General features: G+C 71.3%; 22 protein-coding genes. 14 read left to right on the forward strand and 8 right to left on the reverse strand.

Going from position 1 to position 22,121, the window contains the following annotated elements:
* The 4 genes from ACXJKQ_RS18935 to ACXJKQ_RS18950 form a co-directional block, all read right to left on the reverse strand.
* Positions 1-954, reverse strand: a 954-nt coding sequence (locus ACXJKQ_RS18935; protein WP_457107268.1) for a HAMP domain-containing protein, incomplete at its 3' end; no start/stop codon positions are given.
* Between the two features lie 36 nt (positions 955-990).
* Complete coding sequence (locus tag ACXJKQ_RS18940) at positions 991-1,524, reverse strand: chemotaxis protein CheW (protein ID WP_457107269.1); 534 nt, start codon at positions 1,522-1,524, stop codon at positions 991-993.
* A 56-nt stretch (positions 1,525-1,580) separates the two neighbouring features.
* Complete coding sequence (locus ACXJKQ_RS18945; RefSeq protein WP_457107270.1) at positions 1,581-3,101, reverse strand: CheR family methyltransferase; 1,521 nt, start codon at positions 3,099-3,101, stop codon at positions 1,581-1,583.
* Between the two features lie 7 nt (positions 3,102-3,108).
* Complete coding sequence (locus ACXJKQ_RS18950) at positions 3,109-3,603, reverse strand: chemotaxis protein CheW (RefSeq protein WP_457107314.1); 495 nt, start codon at positions 3,601-3,603, stop codon at positions 3,109-3,111.
* A gap of 223 nt (positions 3,604-3,826) precedes the next feature.
* On the opposite strand from ACXJKQ_RS18950, the gene ACXJKQ_RS18955 reads away from it, so the two are divergent.
* The 7 genes from ACXJKQ_RS18955 to ACXJKQ_RS18985 all read left to right on the forward strand — a co-directional run bounded on the left by ACXJKQ_RS18955 (position 3,827) and on the right by ACXJKQ_RS18985 (position 10,922).
* Positions 3,827-4,054 carry a hypothetical protein gene (locus ACXJKQ_RS18955; RefSeq protein ID WP_457107271.1) on the forward strand — a complete coding sequence of 76 codons (228 nt, stop codon included), beginning with the start codon at positions 3,827-3,829 and terminating at the stop codon, positions 4,052-4,054.
* 254 nt (positions 4,055-4,308) lie between these two features.
* A complete protein-coding gene (locus tag ACXJKQ_RS18960; protein ID WP_457107272.1) occupies positions 4,309-5,130 on the forward strand; it encodes a DeoR/GlpR family DNA-binding transcription regulator in 822 nt (273 codons plus the stop codon).
* Between the two features lie 84 nt (positions 5,131-5,214).
* A complete protein-coding gene (glpD, locus tag ACXJKQ_RS18965; protein WP_457107273.1) occupies positions 5,215-6,747 on the forward strand; it encodes a glycerol-3-phosphate dehydrogenase in 1,533 nt (510 codons plus the stop codon).
* Between the two features lie 55 nt (positions 6,748-6,802).
* The gene (gene glpK / locus ACXJKQ_RS18970) at positions 6,803-8,308 is read left to right on the forward strand and encodes a glycerol kinase GlpK (RefSeq protein WP_457107274.1); all 1,506 of its coding nucleotides are present in this window, start codon (positions 6,803-6,805) and stop codon (positions 8,306-8,308) included.
* A 287-nt stretch (positions 8,309-8,595) separates the two neighbouring features.
* Positions 8,596-9,327, forward strand: coding sequence for an MIP/aquaporin family protein (locus tag ACXJKQ_RS18975; protein ID WP_457107275.1), 732 nt, complete (start codon positions 8,596-8,598; stop codon positions 9,325-9,327).
* 137 nt (positions 9,328-9,464) lie between these two features.
* On the forward strand, positions 9,465-10,448 hold the full coding sequence (gene lipA, locus ACXJKQ_RS18980; RefSeq protein ID WP_457107276.1) for a lipoyl synthase: 984 nt from the start codon (positions 9,465-9,467) through the stop codon (positions 10,446-10,448).
* A gap of 15 nt (positions 10,449-10,463) precedes the next feature.
* Positions 10,464-10,922, forward strand: coding sequence for a type II toxin-antitoxin system RatA family toxin (locus ACXJKQ_RS18985; RefSeq protein ID WP_457107277.1), 459 nt, complete (start codon positions 10,464-10,466; stop codon positions 10,920-10,922).
* Positions 10,923-11,021: 99 nt separating this feature from the next.
* Here ACXJKQ_RS18985 and ACXJKQ_RS18990 read toward each other — a convergent pair whose 3' ends face one another.
* Complete coding sequence (locus tag ACXJKQ_RS18990; protein ID WP_457107278.1) at positions 11,022-12,239, reverse strand: FAD-dependent oxidoreductase; 1,218 nt, start codon at positions 12,237-12,239, stop codon at positions 11,022-11,024.
* Positions 12,240-12,262: 23 nt separating this feature from the next.
* Positions 12,263-12,760 (reverse strand): CinA family protein, encoded by a 498-nt coding sequence (locus ACXJKQ_RS18995; RefSeq protein WP_457107279.1) that lies wholly within the window; start codon positions 12,758-12,760, stop codon positions 12,263-12,265.
* 102 nt (positions 12,761-12,862) lie between these two features.
* On the opposite strand from ACXJKQ_RS18995, the gene ACXJKQ_RS19000 reads away from it, so the two are divergent.
* On the forward strand, positions 12,863-13,261 hold the full coding sequence (locus tag ACXJKQ_RS19000) for an MAPEG family protein (RefSeq protein ID WP_457107280.1): 399 nt from the start codon (positions 12,863-12,865) through the stop codon (positions 13,259-13,261).
* Between the two features lie 272 nt (positions 13,262-13,533).
* On the opposite strand, the gene ACXJKQ_RS19005 is transcribed toward ACXJKQ_RS19000, so the two are convergent.
* Positions 13,534-14,865: a bifunctional 2-C-methyl-D-erythritol 4-phosphate cytidylyltransferase/2-C-methyl-D-erythritol 2,4-cyclodiphosphate synthase gene (locus tag ACXJKQ_RS19005; protein ID WP_457107281.1), complete on the reverse strand. Its 1,332-nt coding sequence runs from the start codon at positions 14,863-14,865 to the stop codon at positions 13,534-13,536.
* Between the two features lie 172 nt (positions 14,866-15,037).
* Here ACXJKQ_RS19005 and dusB point away from each other — a divergent pair, with 172 nt between their 5' ends.
* Genes dusB through ntrC form a run of 3 tightly spaced genes read left to right on the forward strand, consistent with a single transcriptional unit; the run spans position 15,038 to position 18,717 of the window.
* Complete coding sequence (gene dusB / locus ACXJKQ_RS19010) at positions 15,038-16,063, forward strand: tRNA dihydrouridine synthase DusB (RefSeq protein ID WP_457107282.1); 1,026 nt, start codon at positions 15,038-15,040, stop codon at positions 16,061-16,063.
* Positions 16,060-17,202: a two-component system sensor histidine kinase NtrB gene (locus ACXJKQ_RS19015; RefSeq protein ID WP_457107283.1), complete on the forward strand. Its 1,143-nt coding sequence runs from the start codon at positions 16,060-16,062 to the stop codon at positions 17,200-17,202. The genes dusB and ACXJKQ_RS19015 overlap by 4 nt, the downstream gene beginning before the upstream one ends.
* A gap of 48 nt (positions 17,203-17,250) precedes the next feature.
* The gene (gene ntrC, locus ACXJKQ_RS19020) at positions 17,251-18,717 is read left to right on the forward strand and encodes a nitrogen regulation protein NR(I) (RefSeq protein WP_457107284.1); all 1,467 of its coding nucleotides are present in this window, start codon (positions 17,251-17,253) and stop codon (positions 18,715-18,717) included.
* Between the two features lie 141 nt (positions 18,718-18,858).
* Here the strand turns inward: ntrC and ACXJKQ_RS19025 are convergent, their stop codons facing one another.
* Positions 18,859-19,128: a hypothetical protein gene (locus tag ACXJKQ_RS19025; RefSeq protein WP_457107285.1), complete on the reverse strand. Its 270-nt coding sequence runs from the start codon at positions 19,126-19,128 to the stop codon at positions 18,859-18,861.
* A gap of 88 nt (positions 19,129-19,216) precedes the next feature.
* On the opposite strand from ACXJKQ_RS19025, the gene ACXJKQ_RS19030 reads away from it, so the two are divergent.
* The 3 genes from ACXJKQ_RS19030 (at position 19,217) to ACXJKQ_RS19040 (ending at position 22,100) form a co-directional block, all read left to right on the forward strand.
* Positions 19,217-19,372, forward strand: coding sequence for a ribosome modulation factor (locus ACXJKQ_RS19030; RefSeq protein ID WP_457107286.1), 156 nt, complete (start codon positions 19,217-19,219; stop codon positions 19,370-19,372).
* A 107-nt stretch (positions 19,373-19,479) separates the two neighbouring features.
* Entirely contained in the window at positions 19,480-20,670 is a 1,191-nt protein-coding gene (gene metC, locus ACXJKQ_RS19035) for a cystathionine beta-lyase (protein WP_457107287.1), read from the forward strand.
* The gene (locus tag ACXJKQ_RS19040) at positions 20,667-22,100 is read left to right on the forward strand and encodes an MmgE/PrpD family protein (RefSeq protein WP_457107288.1); all 1,434 of its coding nucleotides are present in this window, start codon (positions 20,667-20,669) and stop codon (positions 22,098-22,100) included. The genes metC and ACXJKQ_RS19040 overlap by 4 nt, the downstream gene beginning before the upstream one ends.
* Positions 22,101-22,121 lie beyond the last annotated feature (21 nt).

Below are 22,121 nucleotides of genomic sequence, written 5' to 3' on the forward strand. Positions count from 1 at the left end.
GGCGGTCTCCTGCACGGCGGCGAATTGCTGCTCGACCGAGGCCGCCTGCTCCTGCGCCGAGGCGCGGATCTCCGCCGCCGCCGCGTTCAGGTCGGCGGTGGCGGCCCGGTTCGTCCGGGCGAGGTCCGACAGACCCGACACCATCGCGTTCAGCGTCGCCGCCAGACGCCCGATCTCGTCCCGTCCGCGGGCCGCCAGTTCCCCAGACAGGTCGCCGTCGCCAACACGCGCCACGAACGCCATCACCTGTTCGAGGGGGCGCACCACCGCGCGGCTGATCAGCCACGTGATCAGGATCGCCAGCAGGATGGACGCCGCCAGCGTCAGGTAGATCGAGAGGCGCGAGCGCTCATAGACCTCCTGCGCGGCGCGCTGGCCGAGGGCCATGCTGCCATCGAGCTGCGACCGAAGAGTCTTGATCCCGTCGAGAAAGGGCGCCTGCAGGCGCGTGATCTCCGCGTTGCGGCTCTCGACCCCTGCCACATCCTGCTGGGCGATAGCGGCGAACTGCGCCTCGCTGAGGGACTTGACCTCGCGGAAGGAACCCTGGACCGCGCTCGCCGCCGCGGCGATACGGTCCCAGGACGCCACGCGCTCGGCAGACACCGACCGGGCTCCGTAGTCTTTGGCCAGTTGGATCGTCGTAGTGAGCCGGTTCTCAACCTGGGCGGCGGTCTGCCGCCAAGTGGCCTGGGTGTCCTCGGTACGGGCCGGTCGACCCTGGGCCTGCGTCAGCATCGCGATCACGGCGGATCGGCGCAGGAGCCCGAGGTCGCGCGCCTCGTTCCCGAGGTCGTCGAGCTGACGCAGGATCGACATGTCCCGGTGGACGATGGCGTCGGTGGTGTCGCGCACCGCGCCGATCTGCTCCAGCGCGTAGACACCCAGCGCCACGACCACCACGGTCATGGCGAAGAAGCCGAGGAGGATGCGTCTTCCGATCGAGACTGACACGGGTGGGAATGGCTCCGGTTGGGTCTGGCGGCCCGGTCAGGGCAACACGCGGCGCAGGAGGCGGGGCAGGTCGATGACGACGAAATCCACGCTGCCGTCGCCCGCGGCCCCGGGGGCATAGACCGAAGCGGCATCGTTGCCCAAGCCGTCGGGATCGGCGGGATCCGGCGCGGACCCATCGGACGATCCGGCGGCCCGGGCGATGCCCAGCACCCGATCCACCACGAGGGCGAGGGGTTGCGTCTGGCCACCCCGCAGGACGATCAGATGGCCCGCCGCTGTCCCGCTCTCTGGCGGGGCCTCCGGCCGGCCGAGGGCGCGGGCGAGGCTGAGCACCCCGACGATCCTGCCGGACAACGCGACGAGGCCCACCAGCGCCGGCACCGCGCCGGGCACGGGCGTGCACGGCCGCGACGGCAGCACCTGCGCGACAGCGGCCAAGGGCACACCGTAGCGCTCGCTGCTGCAGGCACAGACCAAGTGATCGACCCCCGAATCGGAAGCCGCCGCGCCGGCGCCGCGCCGGGCGAGGGCGGCGGATCGCTCGGCGCGCAGATCCCGATCCGGCAAATCCCGCTCCGACCGTGCGCGTGGACGGACGGGCGGTGCACTCGGGCGCGCCTCCATCAGGAACTCCTGCTGCCGGCGCCGCCGATCGCGGCGCGGGCGGCGGCCGCACTGACCGCGATCTCGCCCGCGGAGGCGCCGTCGCCCTCGGGCAGCGCCGTGTCGGGCTTGAGGGCTTGACTCAAGGCGACAGCGTTGTCGAGGGCGCGGATCGCCTCGTCCGGCCGCTGCAGGGCGATCAGCAGCAGACCGAGATGATAGTGGGCCATCACGAACCCGCGGTCGAGGTAGAGAGCCGCCCGGAGCGCCCGCTCGGCTTCGGCATCGCGTCCGAGGGTGCGGGCCAGCAGGCCTTCGTAGAAACGCAGGGCCGTGTCGGTCGGGTCTCGGTCGAGGGCGGCACGCAGGATCCGCCATGCCGCGCCGGTCTCGCCGGAATCCGCGAGGGTGCGGATCGAATCGAGATCCCGGTGTGCGGCCTCGGCCGCCCGGTCATCCCGGGCCTGCGCGGCTGCGGCCGCGGGAGCGGGGGCCGGATCCGGTAGGCCATCGAGCGCCGGGGCGGCCTGATGGGCGCGGGCACGCGACGGCGGTCGGCCCAGGTCAGGCTCCGGGTCGCCCAGTTCCGTCCCGGCCCGCGCTGGACAGGCGGCCCCCGGGGTCGGCATCCCGGGCTCCGCCGTGGGCGGCGCCTCTTCGCGGGGGCGGTAGGCCACGGTCCCGGGCAGGCTCACGGCGTCGAGGAAGCTCGCGAAGGCGGGACTGGGCTCGGCATGGCCGAGCAGCAGCCAGCCCTGCGGCCGCAGCCGGCGGCCGAGGCCCCGCACCACGGCCGCGACCGTCCGGGTATCGAAATAGATCAGCACGTTGCGGCAGAGGATCAGGTCGAACGGCTCGCCCTGTGGCGGCCCCGGCTGCACGAGGGTCAGCAGGTTGCCACGCTCGAACCGCACCGGTTCGCGGAATTCAGGCCGCAGGGCGTAACCGCCCTCGCGCCGGACGCCCGGGGCGGCCGGCAACCGGGTGAAGTAGCGAAGCCGGTCCTCCGGCGGCATCGTCCGCAGCGCCCACCGCCCGTACTCCGCGGCGCGGGCGGTGGCCAACGCCTCGGCGCTGATGTCGGTCCCGAGGATCGCGACCCGCCAGTCGGGCAGGGCATCCCCGAGCAGCTCGCGCACCAGGATCGCCAAGGAATAGGGCTCGGCCCCCGTAGAGCAGCCGGCGCTCCAGATCCGAAGGACGCGCTCGGAGGCCCGGGCCGCGATCAGCGCCGGCAGGATCGTCTCGCGCAGCGCCTGGAACTGCTCGGCGTAGCGGAAGAAGAACGTCTCGCCGACGGTGATCTCGGCTTCGAGGTGAGCCCATTCCGCCTCGCCCTCGGCACCGTCCGACAGGAGGGCCGCATAGGCGGTGCAATCGGCCGCGGCGGCGGCGCGGAAGCGGCGGTGGAGCCGCTCGATCAGAAGTTCGTCCTTGTCGATGTAATAGTGGTGTCCGGTGCGCGCGATGATCCGCGCCTTGAGCGGCGCGTAGGCGGGATCGGCACCCAGATCGGGACGGGGACTACCCGGACGGGCCATCGGTCGGTCAGACGGCGGCGGGCAGGGCGGCGAGACGTTCGGAGGCGGCCCGTGCCAGCGCTTCGATGCGGATCCGCTCCTGCGCGGTCAGGAGGCGCTCCGGCGCCAGCGCATGGACGAGCCGCTCGCCGAGGACCAGTTCCGCGGCGACGCAACCGTTGAGCGTATCGGCCTCCCCGGTGGGCCGGATCGCGGCCTCCGGGACGGTGACGAGGTCGGACGCGCGGTCGACCAGGTAGGCGACGACCTCAGCCTGCATCAGCACGAGATGGGCGTACAGATCGGGCGCCGCAGCCACGGGACGCAGGCCGAGAAGGGCCGCGAGGTCGATCACCGGAACCGGCACCCCGCCGAGGTTGAGAAAACCGGCCAGCCAGCCAGAGGCCGTCGGCGGATTGTGGAGGTCCGGAAGCGGCAGGACCTCGGCGACCGCGCTGCGGGGCAGGGCGCAGGCCGTACCGGCGACATCCAGCAGGAGATAGGCCGAACCGCTGCTGGCCACCGCCACCCGCACCCCCTGTCGCTCGGTCACGGCCGGGCCGGGACGGGTCGCGACATAAGGCCAGTTAACGCTCCCGGCAATTGTGCGGTGCATTTGGCCGATGCCGCGGAACCAAGTCTCGCCTGAGCCGCTTATTTTCCGACGCAGCGGCATCGCGCCTGACCACGTGCGATGCTTTGCCTGCGCCGGTCTACGCCAGGGATTGATGATGAGGAAACTTCTGTTGGCCGCCGCGTCGCTGACGCTCCTCGCGGGCTCCGCCTATGCCCAGGGCAACTCGCCCTACAATTCCTCTGGCGCGCAGGCCGGCGGCCCCCGCGGCGGCGTCGAGCGCGCCGGTGAAGCGGCCGCGATGGAACGGGGTGCTGCGCCGGCCGCGCGTCCGATGATGCACAAGCGAATGAAGCACAAGCGGATGAAGCATCACCGCCGCATGCGCCACCATATGTGAGCCCGACGGCTCCGGGGCGTTCCGGAAACGGGATCGCCCGGGTGGCCCGGCCTGTCGCATCCGCGACAGGCCTTTTTTGTGCCGATCGATCGACTGGAAGCATAATGCCGCCCGATCGCCGGTTGCGGGACGCGGCGGCGCGGTTCAAGTTCGCATGCCGGGCGTACCCGCCGAAAATGTTCGCAAACGAACACCGAACGATCATCAATTTAGCGGCCCATTTGGCGCGGGCCTTGGGGGCGCGGAGAGTATCGATGTCACGACCGCTCGACCGGAGGTTCGAGGACAGGATCGAGCCGACCGGCGTCGAGGCGCGACGCAGCGCCATCGTGGCGTCCGTGCGCCAGCGGGGCTTCGTCACGATCGAGGCCCTGGCGGCACAGTTCGGCGTGACCGTCCAGACGATCCGGCGCGATCTCAACGAACTGAGCGCCGAGGGGCGCCTGGAGCGCTATCGCGGCGGCGGCGGCCTGCCCTCCAGCGTCGAGAACATCGACTATGCCGACCGCCGCGTGACCCTGCTGCCGGAGAAGACCCGGATCGGCCGGCTCGCCGCCAGCCAGATCCCGTCGCACTGCTCGGTCTTCATCAACATCGGCACGACGCCCGAGGCCGTCGCGCGAGAACTGAGCCGGCACGACGACCTCAGCATCATCACCAACAACCTCAACGTCGCGATCTCCCTGGCCGAGACCACCGAGTTCCGCATCGTCGTGGCCGGCGGCACCGTGCGCAACCGCGACGGCGCGGTGCTCGGCCAGCTCACCTGCGACACGCTCAGCCAGTTCCGCGTCGACGTGGCGGTGATCGGCATCAGCGGCATCGACGCCGACGGGGCGCTCCTCGACTACGATTACGAGGAGGTACGGGCCACGCAGACCATCCTGGCGCATGCCCGCACCACCTTCTTGGTCGCCGATCACACGAAGTTCACGCGCCGCCCGATGGTCCAGGTCGGGCGGCTGGAGCAGGTCGACACCTTCTTCACCGACCGGATGCCGCCGGCGGAGATCGTCGCGCTGATGGAGCGCCAGGGCGTCACCCTGGCGGTGGCGGACCGCGACGACGAACCATAACGAACATTCAATTTTTCGCTTGCGAAAATCCGCGGTCGGATCAATATAATGCCAACCCGCCGAGAGGGCGGGATTGGAGGAACCATGGCGGCAGCATCGCGCCAGCGCGAGCCGTCCGACGCATACGAACTTCTGGTCGTCGGCGGCGGCATCAACGGCACCGGCATCGCCCGGGACGCGGCTGGCCGCGGCCTGTCGGTCCTGCTGGCCGAACGCGGGGACCTCGCCGGATTCACCTCCTCATCCTCGACGAAGTTGATCCACGGCGGCCTGCGCTACCTCGAATATTACGAGTTCCGCCTAGTGCGGGAGGCGCTCGCCGAGCGCGAGCGGCTGCTGCGGCTCGCCCCGCACGTCATCTGGCCGCTGCGCTTCGTCCTGCCCCACGACGAGGGCCTGCGCCCGGCCTGGATGCTGCGGCTCGGGCTCTTCCTCTACGACCACCTCGCGCGGCTGCGGACCCTGCCGGGCTCGCACGGGGTCGACCTCCGCAGTTCCGATTACGGCAGGCCGCTGCAGAAACGCCTCACGCGCGGCTTCGTCTATTCCGACTGCTGGGTGGAGGACAGCCGCCTCGTCGTGCTCAACGCCATGGACGCCCGCGAGCGCGGCGCGACGGTGCTGACCCGCACCGGCGTGGTCTCGGCCCGGCGCGAGGGAGACGGGTGGGTCGCGACCCTGCGCGACGAGCGCGGGGGCAACGAGCGGACGATCCGGGCCAAGGCCGTAGTCAACGCCGCCGGGCCGTGGGTCAGCGAAACGCTCGGGGGCACGCTGGGGATCAACAGCCGCGCGGCGGTGCGGCTGATCAAGGGCAGCCACATCGTGGTCAAGCGCCTGTTCGAGGGCGACCAAGCCTACATCCTGCAGCAGCCCGACAAGCGCATCATCTTCGCGATCCCCTACGAGCGTGACTTCACGCTGATCGGCACCACCGATGTGCCCTACGACGGTGAGCCCGGCCCGGTCTCGATCTCACAGGACGAAACCGATTACCTCTGCGGCTGCATCAACCGCTCGTTCGACACCCGGATCACCCCGGCCGACGTGGTCTGGAGCTATTCGGGCGTGCGGCCACTCTACGACGACGCGGCCGAGAACGCCTCGGCGGTGACCCGCGACTACGTCCTCGACGTGGAAGATCAAGACGGCCAGGCGGCGGTGCTGTCGGTGTTCGGCGGCAAGATCACGACCTACCGGCGGCTCGCCGAGCACGCGCTGGAGAAGCTGAAGCCGTATTTTCCGGCGCTCAAGAAGGCCTGGACCGGCGACGCGGTCCTGCCCGGCGGCGCCATGAAGGATGCCGACTTCGACCAGTTCCTCGCCAAGCTGAAGTCGGAAAAGCCGTTCCTGCCGGAGGAGACCGCGCGCCGCCTCGCCCGCGCCTACGGCACCCGGGCACGCGACATCGTCGGGACGGCACGCTCCATGGCCGATCTCGGCGAGGCCTTCGACGGCGGCCTGACGGCGGCCGAGGTCGACTACCTGCGCACGGAGGAATGGGCCGTGACCGCCGAGGATATCCTCTGGCGGCGTTCCAAGCTCGGTCTGCGCACCGGCACGGACAGCGCGGCGCGCCTCGCCGCCTATCTCGACCGCAAGGCCGAAGCGGCCTGAACTTTTCGGCTTCGATCCGGCGACAGACCGGTCGGGCATCACAGGGGAGGGAACGATGAGCCGTTACGTCGGGGCCATCGACCAGGGCACCACGAGCAGCCGCTTCATCGTGTTCGACCGGGAGGGCGGCGTCATCGCCCTCGCCCAGGCCGAGCACGCGCAGATCTACCCGGCTCCCGGCCATGTCGAGCACGACGCCGGCGAGATCTGGACGAAGACGCAAGGGGTGATGCGCGAGGCGCTGGAGAAGGGCGGGCTCCAGCCCTCCGATCTCGCGGCCGTCGGCATCACCAACCAGCGCGAGACCACGCTGATCTGGGACCGTAAGACCGGCAAGCCCCTGCACAACGCCCTGGTCTGGCAGGACACCCGCAACGACCGGCTGGTGGGCGAGTTCGCCCGCGACGGCGGCCGCGACCGGTTCCGCGACCTCACCGGCCTGCCGCTCGCGAGCTACTTCTCGGGCCTCAAGCTTCGCTGGCTGCTCGACCATGTCGAGGGCGCCCGGGAGAAGGCCGAGGCCGGCGACGTGCTGTTCGGCAACATCGACACGTGGCTCGTCTGGAACCTCACCGGCGGCACTGAGGGCGGCCTCCACGTCACCGACGTGACCAACGCCAGCCGCACGCAGCTCATGTCGCTCAAGACCCTGGAATGGGACGACGGCATGCTGAAGACCTTCGGCATCCCGAAGGCGATGCTGCCGAAGATCGTCTCGTCGAGCGAGGTCTACGGGGAGACCAAGGCGCCCTTCGCCGGCGTGCCGATCGCCGGCATCCTTGGCGACCAGCAGGCGGCCCTGTTCGGGCAGACCTGCTTCGCGCCCGGCGAGGCCAAGAACACCTACGGCACCGGCTGCTTCGCGCTGATGAACACCGGCGAGGAGCCGGTCCCGTCGAAGGCCGGCCTCGTGACCACGCTGGCTTACCGCCTCGACGGCCAGAAGCCCGCCTACGCGCTGGAGGGCTCCATCGCCATCACGGGCGCCCTGGTGCAGTGGCTGCGCGACAACCTGCACATGATCAAGGATTCCGCCGAGGTCGAGACGCTCGCCACCACGGTCGAGGACAATGGCGGCGTCTACTTCGTGCCGGCCTTCTCGGGGCTCTACGCTCCGCACTGGAATGAAGGCGCCCGCGGCCTGATCATCGGCCTGACCCGCTACGTCAACCGCGGCCACATCGCCCGCTCGGTGCTGGAGGCGACCGCCTTTCAGACCCGCGAGGTGTTGCAGGCGATGGCCAAGGATTCCGGCATCCCCGTGAAGGAGCTGCGGGCCGATGGCGGCATGGTCGCCAACAACACGCTGATGCAGTTCCAGTCCGACCTGCTCGACGTGCCGGTGGTGCGCCCGAAGGTGGCCGAGACCACAGCCCTCGGCGCCGCCTACGCGGCCGGTCTCGCGGTCGGCTACTGGAAGGGTCTCGACGACCTCAAGCGCAACTGGGGCGTCGACAAGCGCTGGACGCCGAAGATGGATGCCGGCCAGCGCGAGAAGATTGCGGCCGCCTGGGGCCGGGCGGTGCAGCGCTCCTTCGACTGGAAGACCGACGAGGATTGAGGACGGCCTTCCGGCTCCTGCCCGCGCCGTGCGGGCCTGAGCCGCTCACGCCGCATCGATCCCGATCGCACCTTCATCCTGAGGTGCGGCGGAGCCGCCTCGCAGGAGGGCTCCAGCCAGCGACGCGATCCCCGGAGGCCTCCTTCGCGGCCTCCGCGGCACTCCGGCACCCAGGATGGGGGCGGAGACGGGAGAACGGCACATATCGGTGACCGCCTCCGGCGGCCACACGCTCGCACAAGCTTTGGACTCCTACAAAAAAGCAGCGAACGGGGGGAGACAGGACGATGACACCACCATTCCTGGGCGAATTCCTGGGCACGATGACCCTGATCGTGCTCGGCGACGGCGTCGTGGCCGGCGCCCTGCTCAAGCATTCCAAGGGCGAGAATGCCGGCTGGATAGCCATCACGGCGGGCTGGGCCTTCGCGGTCCTTGCCGGGGTCTTCGTGGCCAACGCCACCGGCAGCGCCGACGCCCACATCAACCCCGCGGTCACGGTGGCGGGTGCGGTCAGTTCCGGTGATTTCAGCAAGCTTGCCACCTACATCCCGGCTCAGATGCTCGGCGCCTTCGTGGGGGCCGTCCTCGTCTGGCTCCATTACCTGCCGCACTGGGGCGCGACCCAGGATCCCGGCCTGAAGCTCGCCTGCTTCTGCACCGGGCCGGCGATCCGGGACGCGAAGGCCAACTGGATCTCCGAGATCATCGCGACCTTCTTCCTGATCCTGACGATCTCCGCCCTCGTGACCACGACGCTGGGCTCCACCGGGGCGATCCCGCGGGGCGTCGCGCCCTACATGGTCGGCATGCTGGTCTGGGGCATCGGACTGTCCCTCGGCGGCACCACCGGCTACGCCATCAACCCGGCCCGGGACCTTGGGCCGCGGGTGGCCCACGCGGTGCTGCCGATCGCCGGCAAGGGCTCCTCCGACTGGGGCTACGCGCTGATCCCCGTGGCCGCGCCCCTGGTCGGCGCGGTGCTGGCCGGGCTGTTCGTCCGGGCGCTCGGGATCTGACGGAACGGCCGTACCCTCAACCACCGCGGGGCGGCCCGGCGTCGCGGCGGTTTGCGGCCGGCGGCCTGGGGCCTTAAGTCAGGGCGATCCCGACCGCGCCCATGGGCGCCTCCCCGCGGTGTGGCAGCCCCCGACCCATGGCCGTCGTCCTCGACATCCTGAAGAACGATCCGCGCACGGCGCGCCTGCGCCATCCCGAGAAGGCGCACCGGCCCGACCAGCCCGTCCAGACCAAGAAGCCGGACTGGATCCGCGTGAAGGCGCCGGGCTCCAAGGCCTGGACCGAGACCCAGAAGATCGTGCGCGAGCACGGGCTGGTCACGGTCTGCGAGGAGGCCGGCTGCCCCAATATCGGCGAGTGCTGGGAGAAGCGGCACGCCACCTTCATGATCATGGGCGACACCTGCACGCGGGCCTGCGCCTTCTGCAACGTGCGCACCGGCCTGCCGGACGCCCTCGACGCGGCGGAGCCCGAGAAGATCGGCGATTCGGTCGCCAAGCTCGGCCTGCACCACGTGGTCATCACCTCGGTGGACCGGGACGACCTGAAGGATGGCGGCGCCGAGCACTTCGCCCGCACGATCGCGGCGATCCGGCGGGCGAGCCCCGGCACGACGGTCGAGATCCTGACCCCCGACTTCCTGCGCAAGGACGGGGCGCTCGAGATCGTGGTCGCCGCCAAGCCCGACGTGTTCAACCACAACCTCGAGACCGTGCCGGCCAAGTACCTCACGGTGCGGCCGGGCGCCCGCTATTTCCACTCCTTGCGCCTGCTCCAGCGGGTGAAGGAACTCGATCCGGCGATCTTCACCAAGTCGGGCATCATGGTCGGGCTCGGCGAGGAGCGGAACGAGGTGCTCCAGCTCATGGACGACCTGCGCTCGGCCGACGTCGACTTCCTGACCGTCGGCCAGTACCTCCAGCCGTCGAAGAAGCACCACGAGGTCGTGCGCTTCGTCCCGCCGGACGAGTTCAAGGCCTACGAGACCACCGCCTATGCCAAGGGCTTTCTGCTGGTCTCGGCCACGCCGCTTACCCGCTCGTCGCACCATGCGGGCGAGGACTTCGCGCGACTTCAGGCGGCGCGCCTGGCAAAACTGTCGCCCGCGCTTTCGGCCTAAGGATATCCGAAGACCATGCCGTCCTTCCGGGTCACCCGCGCGGTGAAGCATTCGCCGCAGCAGATGTACGATCTCGTGGCCGACGTCGAGCGCTACCCCGAGTTCCTGCCGCTCTGCGAATCCCTGCGGGTGATCCGTCGGCAGGATACACAAGAGGGCCGGCAGGTGCTGATCGCCGAGATGGGCGTGGGCTACAAGGCGATCCGCGAGCGCTTCACCACCCGGGTCAGCCTCGATCCGCAGAACCTGAAGATCGTCGCCGAGTATATCGACGGCCCGTTCCGGCACCTGGAGAACCGCTGGCTGTTCAAGGACAGTCCCGACGGCGGCTGCAACATCGACTTCTTCATCACCTACGAGTTCAAGAGCCGCACCCTGGGGCTCCTCATGGGCACGATGTTCGACCGGGCCTTCCGCAAGTTCACCGACGCCTTCGAGGGCCGGGCGAACCGGATGTACGGGGCGCGGGCGTAGCCGCCGTCATCGCGAGCGCAGCGAAGCGACCCAGGGAAGCGGGACGCCTCCGCATGTGGCGCTGCCCTGGATTGCTTCGCCGCGCTCGCAAAGACGGTCTCAGGCCCGCTGAGGCCCGCGCACGTGCTCGGGCCGCACGCCCATCCCGATCATCCGCGCGGGCAGAACCTGGAGCGACGGCAGGGCATCGAGGATCCGCAGGGCGAGCGGCGCCCGGAACGGCGCGTCGGCCGCCAGCGACGCAGCGATCACGCGGGACTGGATCGCCCGTTGCAGCGCCTGCGTGACCCGCACCGGGAACATCCGCCGCGCCTGGACCCGGGTGAGGTCGGCTTCGGTGACGCGGCCCGCCCGCAGGGGTTCGGCCAGAAGGTTGGCGGCAGCCACGGCATCCTGGATCGCGAGGTTGATCCCGACGCCGCCCACCGGCGACATGGCATGCGCGGCGTCGCCGATGCAGAGCAGGCCCGGTCGGTGCCAGCGGTCGAGCCGGTCGACCGTGACGGTCAGGAGCTTGACGTCGTCCCAGTCGGCGATCGCGTCGGTGCGGTCGGAGAGGAACGGCGCGATCTGCGCCACGGCCGCCCGGAACGCCGGCAGGCCTTTGGCCCGGAGCGCGGCGTCGCCGCCCTTCGGCACCACGTAGGCGCATTGCCACGCATCCCCCCGGTCGAGGGTGATGAGGATCCGCCCCGGCCCGAACCGCCCGGCCGCCGCCTCCGGATCCCCGTCCCGGCGCGGCAGGCGGAACCACAGCACGTCGATCGGCGCGCCGAAGGCCCGGGGCGCGAAGCCCGCGCGGTCGCGCATCCGCGAGTGCCGGCCATCCGCACAGAGCACCAGGTCAGACCGGATCTCGACCGCGCCGTCCGGCCCCTCGGCGCGCACCCCCGCGACGCGGCCCTCCACCTCGATCAGGTCCTGTGCCTCGGTCCGGCGGAGCAGGTGGAAGGCCGGAAAGCGCCCGGCCTCGCCGGCCAGAAAGTCCAGAAAGTCCCATTGCGGCATGAACGACAGGAAACGGTTCCGGGTCGGAAGCCGGCTGAAATCGGCGACCCGGTAGCTGCGTCCGTCGACGACGCCCGAAAAACTCTCGACGCGCCGCTGGGGCAGGGCGCGGAAGCGCTCGGTGAAGCCCAGCTCGTCCATCAGGTCGAGGGTGGACGGGTGGATCGTGTCGCCGCGGAAGTCGCGGAGGAAATCCGCGTGCTTCTCCAGCACGGTGACGTCGATGCCGGCGCGGGCGAAGAGCAGGCCGGCCATCATCCCGGCAGGGCCGCCGCCGACGATGCACAGGCGGGTCGTCACCGTGTCCATGGGCCGTCCTCTCCGTACCGCGGTCAGGCGCCGAGGGCCTCCTCCAGCAGGCCGACCGCATCGGCGACGGCCGCCCGGCGGATACCCGCGCGCCCGAGATCGCCGTAGCGCCGCTCCAGATGGCGCGTCGCGCCCGCCCGCTGGGCGAGGCCGAAGTGCACCAGCCCGACCGGCTTGTCGGCGCTCCCGCCGCCGGGTCCGGCGATGCCGGTGATCGCCACCGCGACGGAGGCCCGCGATGCGCCCAGCGCCCCGTCGGCCATCGCCCGCGCCACGGCCTCGCTGACGGCCCCGTGCCGGCGGATCAGATCCATGGGCACCCCGATCGCCTCGGCCTTGGCCTCGTTCGAGTAGGTGACGAAGCCGCGCTCCAGTACGGCCGAGGAGCCCGCCACCGTCGTGAGCAGGCCGGCCACGAGGCCGCCCGTGCAGGACTCGGCCGTGGCGATCCTGCGCCCGGCGGCCGCGTAGGCCGCCACCAGAGCCTCGGCCCGGGCGAGAAGCTCGGCGTCGTCGATCATCGCGAACGGGCTCTCCCCGGGCGGCCGCGCCCTATCTCGTGTTGTGACCCAAGGCCGAGCCCGGCTCAAGGACCGGCGGCCACCATCGGAGACACCCTGTCCATGATCTTCCCCGCGACCACGGCCTTCTACGCCGGGCTGCTCGCCCTCGTGTATCTGGGCCTCTCGGGATGGGTGATCGGGGCTCGCGTCTCCGAGAACGTGCTGTTCGGCGACGGCGGCGACGACACGGTGCTCAAGCGCGTCCGCTCGCACGCGAATTTCGCGGAGTACGTGCCGCTGGCGCTGATCGTTATCGGCCTCCTGGAGGCGGGCGGCGGCGGCCACGGGCTAGTGCGGGCGCTGCTGATCGCCCTGCTGGTCGCCCGGATCCTACACCCGATCGGGATGTTCGCGCCCCCGAACTCGCCGCGCCAGTTCGTCTGCCGGGGCGGCGGCATCCTTCTGACGATGGCAGCCCTGGGCGTCGCCGCGATCGCGCTGCTGGTGCGGGTGGCCTGAGGCAGAGCGCGACGCGCACCCTCTCCCGTGCGGGAGAGGGTTGGGGTGAGGGGCAAGACGCTCCGGATCAGGCACGCCGTCGACGCGCGTTCACGGTGCGGCAGCTCCGAAAAGGCCGGGATCCCTCACCCTGTCCCTCTCCCGCACGGGAGAGGGGACCCGCGCCCGATCCTGAACCCGCGTCGCCCCGGCGGACGCGAGAAGCGGCACGCCTGCAACGGGAGAGGGAAGCCGGACGTGTCCTGTCTCGATCGCGCTCGACCCGAAACCGCTCAGCCCTGCCGCATCGCGGTCTCGGCCTGCGCGTCGAGGGCGGGACCGTCCTCCTCGGGAAGCCGCACCGTCGCGGCCGCCTGGGCGGCAAGCCCTTCCGCCCGGCCGACGAAGCCGAGCTTCTCGGTGGTCGTCGCCTTGATGGAGACCGCCGAGAGCGGCACGCCCGCGATGGCGGCGATGCGCGCGCGGATCTCCTCGCGGTGCTTCCCGATGCGCGGGGCCTCGGCGAGGACGGTGATGTCGAGATGGTCGATGCGGCCGCCGCGCGCGCGGACCAGTTCGCAGGCATGGGCCAGGAACTGGTCGGAGGAGGCCCCGCGCCAGCGCTCGTCGGAGGGCGGGAAATGGGTGCCGATGTCGCCGTCCGCGATGGCGCCGAGCAGGGCGTCGGTGAGCGCGTGCAGCACCACGTCGCCGTCGGAATGAGCGAGCACGCCGCGGTCGGCGGGGATCTTCACGCCGCCCAGCCAGACATGGTCGCCCGTGGTGAAGGCGTGCACGTCGAAGCCGGTGCCGAGGCGGGTCACGTAGGTGGTCATGGCGCGGACTCCCGGCGCTGGCGTTTCTGAGGTCTCCGACGCGAAGGCGCGGTCCGCCTCGATCAGGTCGGCGGGCTGGGTGATCTTGCGGTTGGCAACGTCGCCCGCGAACACCACCACCGGCAGCCCGGCCCATTCGGCGAGCGCGCCGTCGTCGGTGAAGCCGTCGAGGCCCTGCGCGGCGGCGTCCCGGTGGGCGCCGAGCAGAGGGCCGAACGCGAAGGCCTGGGGCGTCTGGACCGCGCGCAGGTGCTCCCGGGGCGGCGTCTCGTGCACCCGGCCGATGCCGGGCGCAATGTCGACGACGCGCTTGACCGTGTCGGTCACCGGCACGCCGGGCACGGCCGCGCCGTGGTCGCGCCCCGCGGCGATCGCGCGGGCGATCAGTGCGGCGTCCACGTAGGGACGGGCCGCGTCGTGGACCAGGACGATTTCGGGCGCCGCGCCGGCCGCCAGGGCCTCGAGTCCGGCGCGCACGGAGAGCTGGCGGGTCGCCCCGCCCTCGACCGGCTGCGTGATCTTGGCGCGGACCGCGGGCGCGAGTTCCTCCAGGCAGCTACGGAAGAAGTCCGCCGCGTCGGCGGCGATCACCGGCTGGATCCGCGCGATCGCGGCATCCGCGGCCAGCGCCGCCAGGGTGCGGGTCAGGACCGCCTGGCCGCCGACCCGGCGATACTGCTTGGGGGTGCCGCCGCCGATGCGGATGCCGCGGCCGGCCGCCACCACCACCGCGGCGACGCCGGTTCCCGCGCTTGCGGGTCCGGTGGCTGGCGTGCCGGTGGCGGGCATGGGCGACGAATCTCGTGAGGGCCTGAGGAGCGGAGCGGCGGCCGGCGCGCGGAACAGCGGTGCCGCCGGAACCCTGCCGCAGGGGGTGCCCGTCGTTTAAGCGGGGGAGGGGCCGAAATCAACGCGCGGCCCCGCTTGCCAGCCGACCGTCCTTGCCTCATTGTTGTGCAGAATGACGACTGATCATTATTTGAGCGCGCTGCGCCGGATCGGAAAGGCTTTCGGCGCGGCACCACCCGCTCCGCTCTGCCTGCTGGCGCCCCTATCCGGCGTCACCGACCTGCACATGCGCCGGATCGCCCGACGCTGCGGCGCCGACGCAGTGGTCTCCGAGATGGTGGCGGCCCGCGAATTCACCCGGGGTTCCGGCGAGGCGACGCTGCGCGCCGAGGGAGCGGGTGTCGACCTGCACGTGGTCCAGCTGGCCGGCTGCGAGGCGCAGCCCATGGCCGAGGCCGCCCGGCTCGCGGAGGCCGGCGGCGCCGACGTGATCGACGTCAACATGGGCTGCCCGGCCAAGATCGTCACCGGCATCGCCTCGGGCTCGGCCCTGATGCGGGACCTCGACCATGCGGAGCGCCTGCTCGCCGCGGTTCGCGGAGCGGTCTCCGTGCCGGTCACCGTCAAGATGCGCCTCGGCTGGGACGACGCGAGCCGCAACGCAGCCGACCTCGCCGCCCGCGCCGAGCGCCTGGGCCTGAACGCCGTCACGGTCCATGGGCGGACCCGGCAGCAATTCTACAAGGGCCGCGCCGACTGGGCGGCGATCCGGCCGGTCGTCGCGGCGGTGTCGATCCCGGTGATCGCCAACGGTGACGTGACCGACAGCGCGAGCGCCCGGGCCTGCCTCGCGGCATCCGGGGCCGCCGGGGTGATGATCGGCCGGGCCGCGACCGGCCGCCCCTGGCTCGTCGGGCAGGTGGCGGCGGCTCTGGCCGGCCGGCCGGCCGCACCGCCGTCGCGGACCGAACAGGCGACCCTCGCCGCCGAGCACTATGCCGGTCTCCTGTCCCTCTACGGCCGCGACATGGGGGTGCGCCACGCGCGCAAGCACCTCGCCGCCTACGCCGAGACCGGCGGGGCGCTGGATCCGGCCGAGCGTTCGGCGCTCCTCACAACCACCGATCCGGAGACCGCGCTCGCCCTGCTGATCCGGGCCTTCGCGGGCGCGGCGAACCCGGTCCGGGAGGCGGCGTGAGCGACGAACCCGTCCCGCAGGATCCTGGGGCTCGGCGCGACTCGGCCGCCGAGGCCGTGCTCAACGCCCTGCCGCTGCCGGTCCTGACCATCGGCGGCGACGAGCGCATCCTCCGCTGCAACCATGCCGCGGAGGCGTTCTTCGACTATTCGGCGCGCCTGATGCTGCGCCGTCGCCTGCGCGACATCATCCCGTTCGCCTCGCCGATCATCGCCCTGGTGACCGAGGTTCGGCGGCGGCGGGCCAGCGTCAGCGAGTACCGGGTGGAGCTGACCCAGCCGCGGCTGGGGCTGGAGCGCAGCGTCGACGTGTTCGCGACCCCGCTCGGCGACGAGGACGACGCCGTGGTGATGATGCTCCAGGAACGGACCATCGCCGACAAGATGAACCGCCAGCTCACTCACCGCGGTGCGGCGCGCTCCATGGTGGCGCTCGGCGCGATGCTGGCCCACGAGATCAAGAACCCCCTCGCCGGGATCCGCGGCGCCGCGCAGCTTCTGGAGAGCACCGGCGCCGAGGAGGACCGCCTGCTCACCCAGCTGATCTGCGACGAATCCGACCGGATCGTGCGCATCGTCGAGCGCATGGAGCTGTTCGGCGACGAACGGCCCTCGGACCGGGGCGCCGTCAACGTCCACGGGGTGCTCGACCAAGTGAAGCGCTCGGCGCAGTCGGGCTTCGCGCGGCATATCCGCTTCGTCGAGACCTACGACCCGTCGCTGCCGCCGGTCCTCGGCAACCGCGACCAGCTGATCCAGGTAATCCTCAACCTCGTGAAGAACGCCGCCGAGGCGATCGGCCCGGATGCGGTCGAGGGCGAGATCACCCTGTCGACCGCCTTCCGCACCGGCCTGCGCCTGCAGGTGCCGGGCTCCCGCGAGCGGGTCAGCCTGCCGATCGAGGTGGCGATCCGCGACAACGGCCCCGGCATCTCGGCCGACCTGCTGCCGGACCTGTTCGATCCCTTCGTCACCACCAAGGCGCAGGGATCCGGCCTCGGTCTTGCATTGGTGGCCAAGATCGTCGGCGACCACGGCGGCATCGTCGAGTGCGATCCCGCTCCCCGCCGCACGACGTTCCGCATCCTTCTGCCGATGTCGAGTGCCCGGGACGGGCGCGAATCGGCGGTCGATCCGTGATGTCGATCCCCGTATCCGGCCCCCCGTCGGAGGTCTGAGTAGAGAGTCATGCCGAACGGCCACATCATCGTCGCCGACGACGACGCCGCCATCCGCACCGTGCTCAACCAAGCGCTGTCACGGGCGGGCTACGAGGTCCGCTCGACGGGCAATTGCGCGACCCTCTGGCGCTGGGTCGCGCAGGGGGAGGGCGATCTCGTCATCACCGACGTGGTGATGCCCGACGAGAACGTGTTCGACCTGCTCCCGCGCATCAAGCGGGTGCGGCCGGAGCTGCCGATCATCGTGATGAGCGCGCAGAACACGTTCATGACGGCGATCCGCGCCTCGGAGCGGGGCGCCTACGAGTACCTGCCGAAACCCTTCGACCTGAAGGAACTGATCGCCATCGTGGGCCGGGCGCTCTCGCGGCCCCGCGGCACCGCCCCCGCCGGGGCGCCGCCGGAGAACGAGGACATCCCGCTGGTCGGGCGCTCGCCCGCCATGCAGGAGATCTACCGGGCGCTTGCCCGGCTGATGCCCACCGACCTCACCGTGATGATCACCGGCGAATCCGGTACCGGCAAGGAACTCGTCGCCCGGGCGCTGCACGATTACGGCCGCCGCCGCACCGGCCCGTTCGTGCCGGTCAACATGGCGGCGATCCCGCGCGACCTGATCGAATCCGAGCTGTTCGGCCACGAGAAGGGGGCCTTCACGGGGGCGCTCCAGCGCTCCGCCGGCCGGTTCGAGCAGGCCGAGGGCGGCACGCTGTTCCTCGACGAGATCGGCGACATGCCCATGGAGGCGCAGACCCGGCTGCTGCGCGTGCTCCAGCAGGGGGAGTACACGACGGTGGGCGGGCGCGTCCCGATCCGCACCAACGTCCGGATCATCGCGGCCACCAACAAGGACCTGCGGGTCTCGATCCAGCAGGGGATCTTCCGCGAGGATCTGTTCTTCCGCCTCAACGTCGTGCCGCTGCGGCTGCCGGCCCTGCGCGAGCGCTCCGAGGACGTGCCGGACCTCATCCGCCACTTCTTCGTCCTGGTCGAGCGCGAGGGTCTCACCCGCAAGACCCTCGACGGCGACGCCATGGAGCGGCTCAAGCGCTACCGCTGGCCCGGCAACGTCCGGGAACTCGAGAACCTCGTCCGGCGCCTGGCCGCCCTCTATCCGCAGGAGACGATCACCGGGCCGGTGATCGAGGCCGAACTCGACACCCTGCCTCTCGCGACACCGTCCAGCCCGGCCGCTAACGGCGCCGCCCGCAAGGGCGGCGGCGAATCGGAGAGCCTGTCGAGCGCGGTGGAACGCCACCTCTCGGATTATTTTTCAGGCTATCGGGACACGTTACCGCCTCCGGGGCTGTATCACCGCATCCTGCGCGAGATCGAAGGTCCGCTGATCGGCGCGGCGCTGGCCGCCACCCGCGGCAACCAGATCCGCGCGGCGGAGCTGCTCGGGGTGAACCGCAACACCCTGCGCAAGAAGGTGCGCGACCTCGACCTCCAGGTGTTCCGGACCGCGCGGTAGAATGGAGAGGGGCGCGCGCCTCACGCGCCTCGACGGCGGGCGTCAGGGATCGCGGAGGCGTCCGGAGGGCACCTTCGAGGCCGCCGCGCCGCGGACCTCGGGATGCGGTCCGGAGGTCGGAAAACCCGTCCGGACCGGCGCTCAGCGGCCCGGCAGGATCGGGTCGCCGCGCATCAGCGCGTGCAGCCGCTCGGTGTCGAACCCGTTCGGGATGGTCGGCAAGGCCGGCTTCGCCGCCGGGGCGGCCTTGACCGGAGCCGGAAGCGACCCGGTGGCCGACGGCTCGGCCTGAGCCGCGCGCACCACCGGTGCCGGCGCCAGATGCGCGAGCCGGTCGGCGCTGACGAGGGCGACGGTCGCCGTCGACACGAGGACGAGGACGGCGCCGAGGAGGGAACGCAGGATACGCACGCAACGACCCGGGACGCGACTTGAGACGGCAACAGATGTACGGCGTGGCCGTTAACGAAGCCCCACTCCAAGTCTTCGGTCGGCGATATTGACCGACGTCCAGGCCATTGCGAGCGACAGCCCGTTCTTCCGGGGCCGCAACGCCCGCCTCTACGCCAAGCCCGTGAGCGAATGCGTCTATCCGGACGGGTCCAACGAGTGCGCCGCCTGGATGGTGGCCTCCGATCCCCGCGAGACGCCGTGACCGCGGACAAGACATGTCTGCCGGGCCGTGGATCGGCGCGTCCGGCTTGACCTCGCCGGGCGCGGCGCGCTTCGTGCACCGCAGCGCAACGCGATCGCCGAGCCCCGATGTCCCTGAAGCCCTCGCCCGAGTCCAAGCAGACCTTCGCGCCCGCGACGCGCCTCGTCCATGCGGGCCGCGATCCGGGCGCTCAGCACGGCTTCGTCAACACGCCGATCTATCGCGGCTCCACCGTCCTCTATCCGACCTACGACGCCATCAAGCACCGGCGCGGGCGCTATAATTACGGCACGTCGGCCACGCCCACGATGGACGCCCTGACCGGAGCCTGGACGGAACTCGCCGGTGCCGCCGGGACCGTCGTCACCCCCTCGGGGCTCGCAGCGCTCACCGTCGCGCTGATGGCCGCCGTCTCGGCGGGCGACCACCTCCTCGTCACCGATTCCGCCTACCGGCCGACCCGCCAGTTCTGCGACGGCGTACTGGCGCGCTTCGGCGTCGAGGTCACCTACTACGACCCGATCATCGGGTCCGGCATCGCCACCCTGATGCGGCCGAACACCAAGGCCGTCCTGGTCGAGGCGCCGGGCTCGCAGAGCTTCGAGATGCAGGACATCCCGGCCATCGCCGCGGTGGCGCACGCGCACGGGGCCTGCGTGATCATGGACAATACCTGGGCGACGCCGCTGCTGTTCCCGCCGCACGCGCGCGGGGTCGACATCGCTGTCGAGGCCGGGACCAAGTACCTGAGCGGTGGCTCGGATCTGCTGATCGGCCTGACCTCCGCCAACGCCCAGTACTTCCCGGCCGTGCGCCGCACCTTCGACCACTTCGCGATGTGCGCCGGGGCGGAGGACATCTTCCTGGCGCTCCGCGGCATGCGCACCATGACCCTGAGGCTGCGCGAGCACGGCCGTGCCGGGCTGGAGATGGCGGGCTGGCTCCAGGCCCGCCCCGAGGTCCTGCGCGTCCTGCATCCCGGCCTGCCGGACGATCCCGGCCACGCCATCTGGAAGCGGGACTTCTCCGGCGCCTCCGGGCTGTTCGGCGTGATCCTCAAGCCGGTGCCCGAGGCGGCGGTCGCCGCCATGCTGGACGGACTGGAGCTGTTCGGGATGGGTTTCTCGTGGGGCGGCTTCGAAAGCCTCGTGATCCCGTTCGACTGCGCCGGCTACCGGACCGCCACGCAGTGGGCACCCGGCGGACCGGCCCTGCGCTTCCATATCGGACTCGAGGACACCGACGACCTCAAGGCCGACCTCGATGCCGGCTTCGCGCGCCTGCGGGCCGCCACGTGAGCACGCCGACCCGGCGGGGCCTCATCCAGGGCGCCGGCGCCCTCACCCTGGCGGCCGCCCTCCCGGCGGCGGCCGCGGAGGCGGACGTGACCGGCCGCCTCGCTCGCTACATGGCGGCCGCCCGGGCGCAGGAACTGCCCCCGGAAGTCCTGATCGCCTGCAAGCACCGCATCCTCGACACCCTGGCCGCCATGGTCTCGGGGGCTCGGATGCGGCCGGGCGAGATGGCGCTGGCCTACGTCCGGACCCTCGGCGGGGCCGAGCAGGCGGGGGTCGTCGCATCCGGCTTCCGGACCACCACGGTCAACGCGGCGCTCGCCAACGCCATGTGCGCCCATGCGGACGAGACGGACGACTTCGAGCCGGTGACCAAGGCCCATCCTGGCTGCGCCACGGTCCCGGCGGCCCTGGCGCTCGCCGAACGGCACGGCAATTCCGGCGCCGAGTTCGTCCGGGCGGTGGCACTCGGCTACGATCTCTGCTGCCGTCTGCTGCTGGCCCTGGGTCCCGACCTCGTCCGCGGCACGCATCGCAGCGCCGAGGGCACGAGCTCGACCTTCGGAGCGCTCGGCGCCGCCGCGGCCCTGGCCCGCCTCGATGAGCGGGGCATGCGTTTCGCCCTCTCCTACGCGGCCCAGCAGGTCTCCGGCCTGTGGAGCTGGGTGCGCGACGAGGACCATGTCGAGAAGGCGTTCGACTTCGCCGGCATGGGCGCGCGCAACGGGGTGACGGCAGTCGGCATGGTGGAAGCGGGCCTGACCGGCGTCGCCGACGTTCTCGACGGCCGCCACAACCTTCTCAACGCGCTCTCCACCGCGCCGAAGCCCGAGCTGATGCTCGAGGGGCTGGGCAGCCGCTTCTTCGTCACCGAGACGGCGATCAAGACCTTCTCGGTCGGTTACCCGATCCAGTCCCCCCTCGACGCGACCCTGACCCTGCGCCGGCAGTACGGCCTGACGCCGGAGACCGTGCGGCACATCCAAGTGAGGGTGCCCACCGACGCGGTCGGCATCGTCGGGTCGAGCGCCATGCCGGACGTGAGTTGCCAGCACCTCGTGGCGCTGGCGCTGGTGAAGGGCGCCGTCTCCTTCACCGACAGCCACGATGCCGGTCTGATGCACGATCCCGTGATCGCCGCCCAGAAGGCCAAGGTCGAGCTGGTGGGCGATCCGGCCCTGATGGATCCCGCCGCCCCGCGCGGCGCCGTCGTGACGATCACCCTCGCGGACGGGCGGATCGTGGAGCATCACACCCGGCATCCGCCGGGCACACGGGAGACCCCCCTGACCACCGAGGCCGTCAACGCCAAGGCGCGGGACCTCATGGCGCCGGTGCTCGGTCCGGAGGCGACCGAGCGCCTGATCGCACGGATCAACACGCTGGAGACGCTCGCCGACATGCGCGACCTGCGTCCGCTGCTCGCCGCCTGAGCCGACGCCGTCGGGCGGGAA

The sequence above is a fragment of the Methylobacterium sp. P5_C11 genome (assembly GCF_054049775.1).

Coding starts and splice junctions, on each gene's coding strand:
- dusB (WP_457107282.1), top strand. CDS start 15,038: ATGACGACTGATCATTATTTGAGCGCGCTGCGCCGGATCGGAAAGGCT.
- ACXJKQ_RS18945 (WP_457107270.1), bottom strand. CDS start 3,101: ATGGCCCGTCCGGGTAGTCCCCGTCCCGATCTGGGTGCCGATCCCGCC.
- ACXJKQ_RS19005 (WP_457107281.1), bottom strand. CDS start 14,865: ATGCCCGCCACCGGCACGCCAGCCACCGGACCCGCAAGCGCGGGAACC.
- metC (WP_457107287.1), top strand. CDS start 19,480: ATGTCCCTGAAGCCCTCGCCCGAGTCCAAGCAGACCTTCGCGCCCGCG.
- ACXJKQ_RS18995 (WP_457107279.1), bottom strand. CDS start 12,760: ATGATCGACGACGCCGAGCTTCTCGCCCGGGCCGAGGCTCTGGTGGCG.
- glpK (WP_457107274.1), top strand. CDS start 6,803: ATGAGCCGTTACGTCGGGGCCATCGACCAGGGCACCACGAGCAGCCGC.
- ntrC (WP_457107284.1), top strand. CDS start 17,251: ATGCCGAACGGCCACATCATCGTCGCCGACGACGACGCCGCCATCCGC.
- ACXJKQ_RS18985 (WP_457107277.1), top strand. CDS start 10,464: ATGCCGTCCTTCCGGGTCACCCGCGCGGTGAAGCATTCGCCGCAGCAG.
- glpD (WP_457107273.1), top strand. CDS start 5,215: ATGGCGGCAGCATCGCGCCAGCGCGAGCCGTCCGACGCATACGAACTT.
- ACXJKQ_RS18990 (WP_457107278.1), bottom strand. CDS start 12,239: ATGGACACGGTGACGACCCGCCTGTGCATCGTCGGCGGCGGCCCTGCC.
- ACXJKQ_RS18960 (WP_457107272.1), top strand. CDS start 4,309: ATGTCACGACCGCTCGACCGGAGGTTCGAGGACAGGATCGAGCCGACC.
- ACXJKQ_RS18975 (WP_457107275.1), top strand. CDS start 8,596: ATGACACCACCATTCCTGGGCGAATTCCTGGGCACGATGACCCTGATC.
- ACXJKQ_RS19000 (WP_457107280.1), top strand. CDS start 12,863: ATGATCTTCCCCGCGACCACGGCCTTCTACGCCGGGCTGCTCGCCCTC.
- lipA (WP_457107276.1), top strand. CDS start 9,465: ATGGCCGTCGTCCTCGACATCCTGAAGAACGATCCGCGCACGGCGCGC.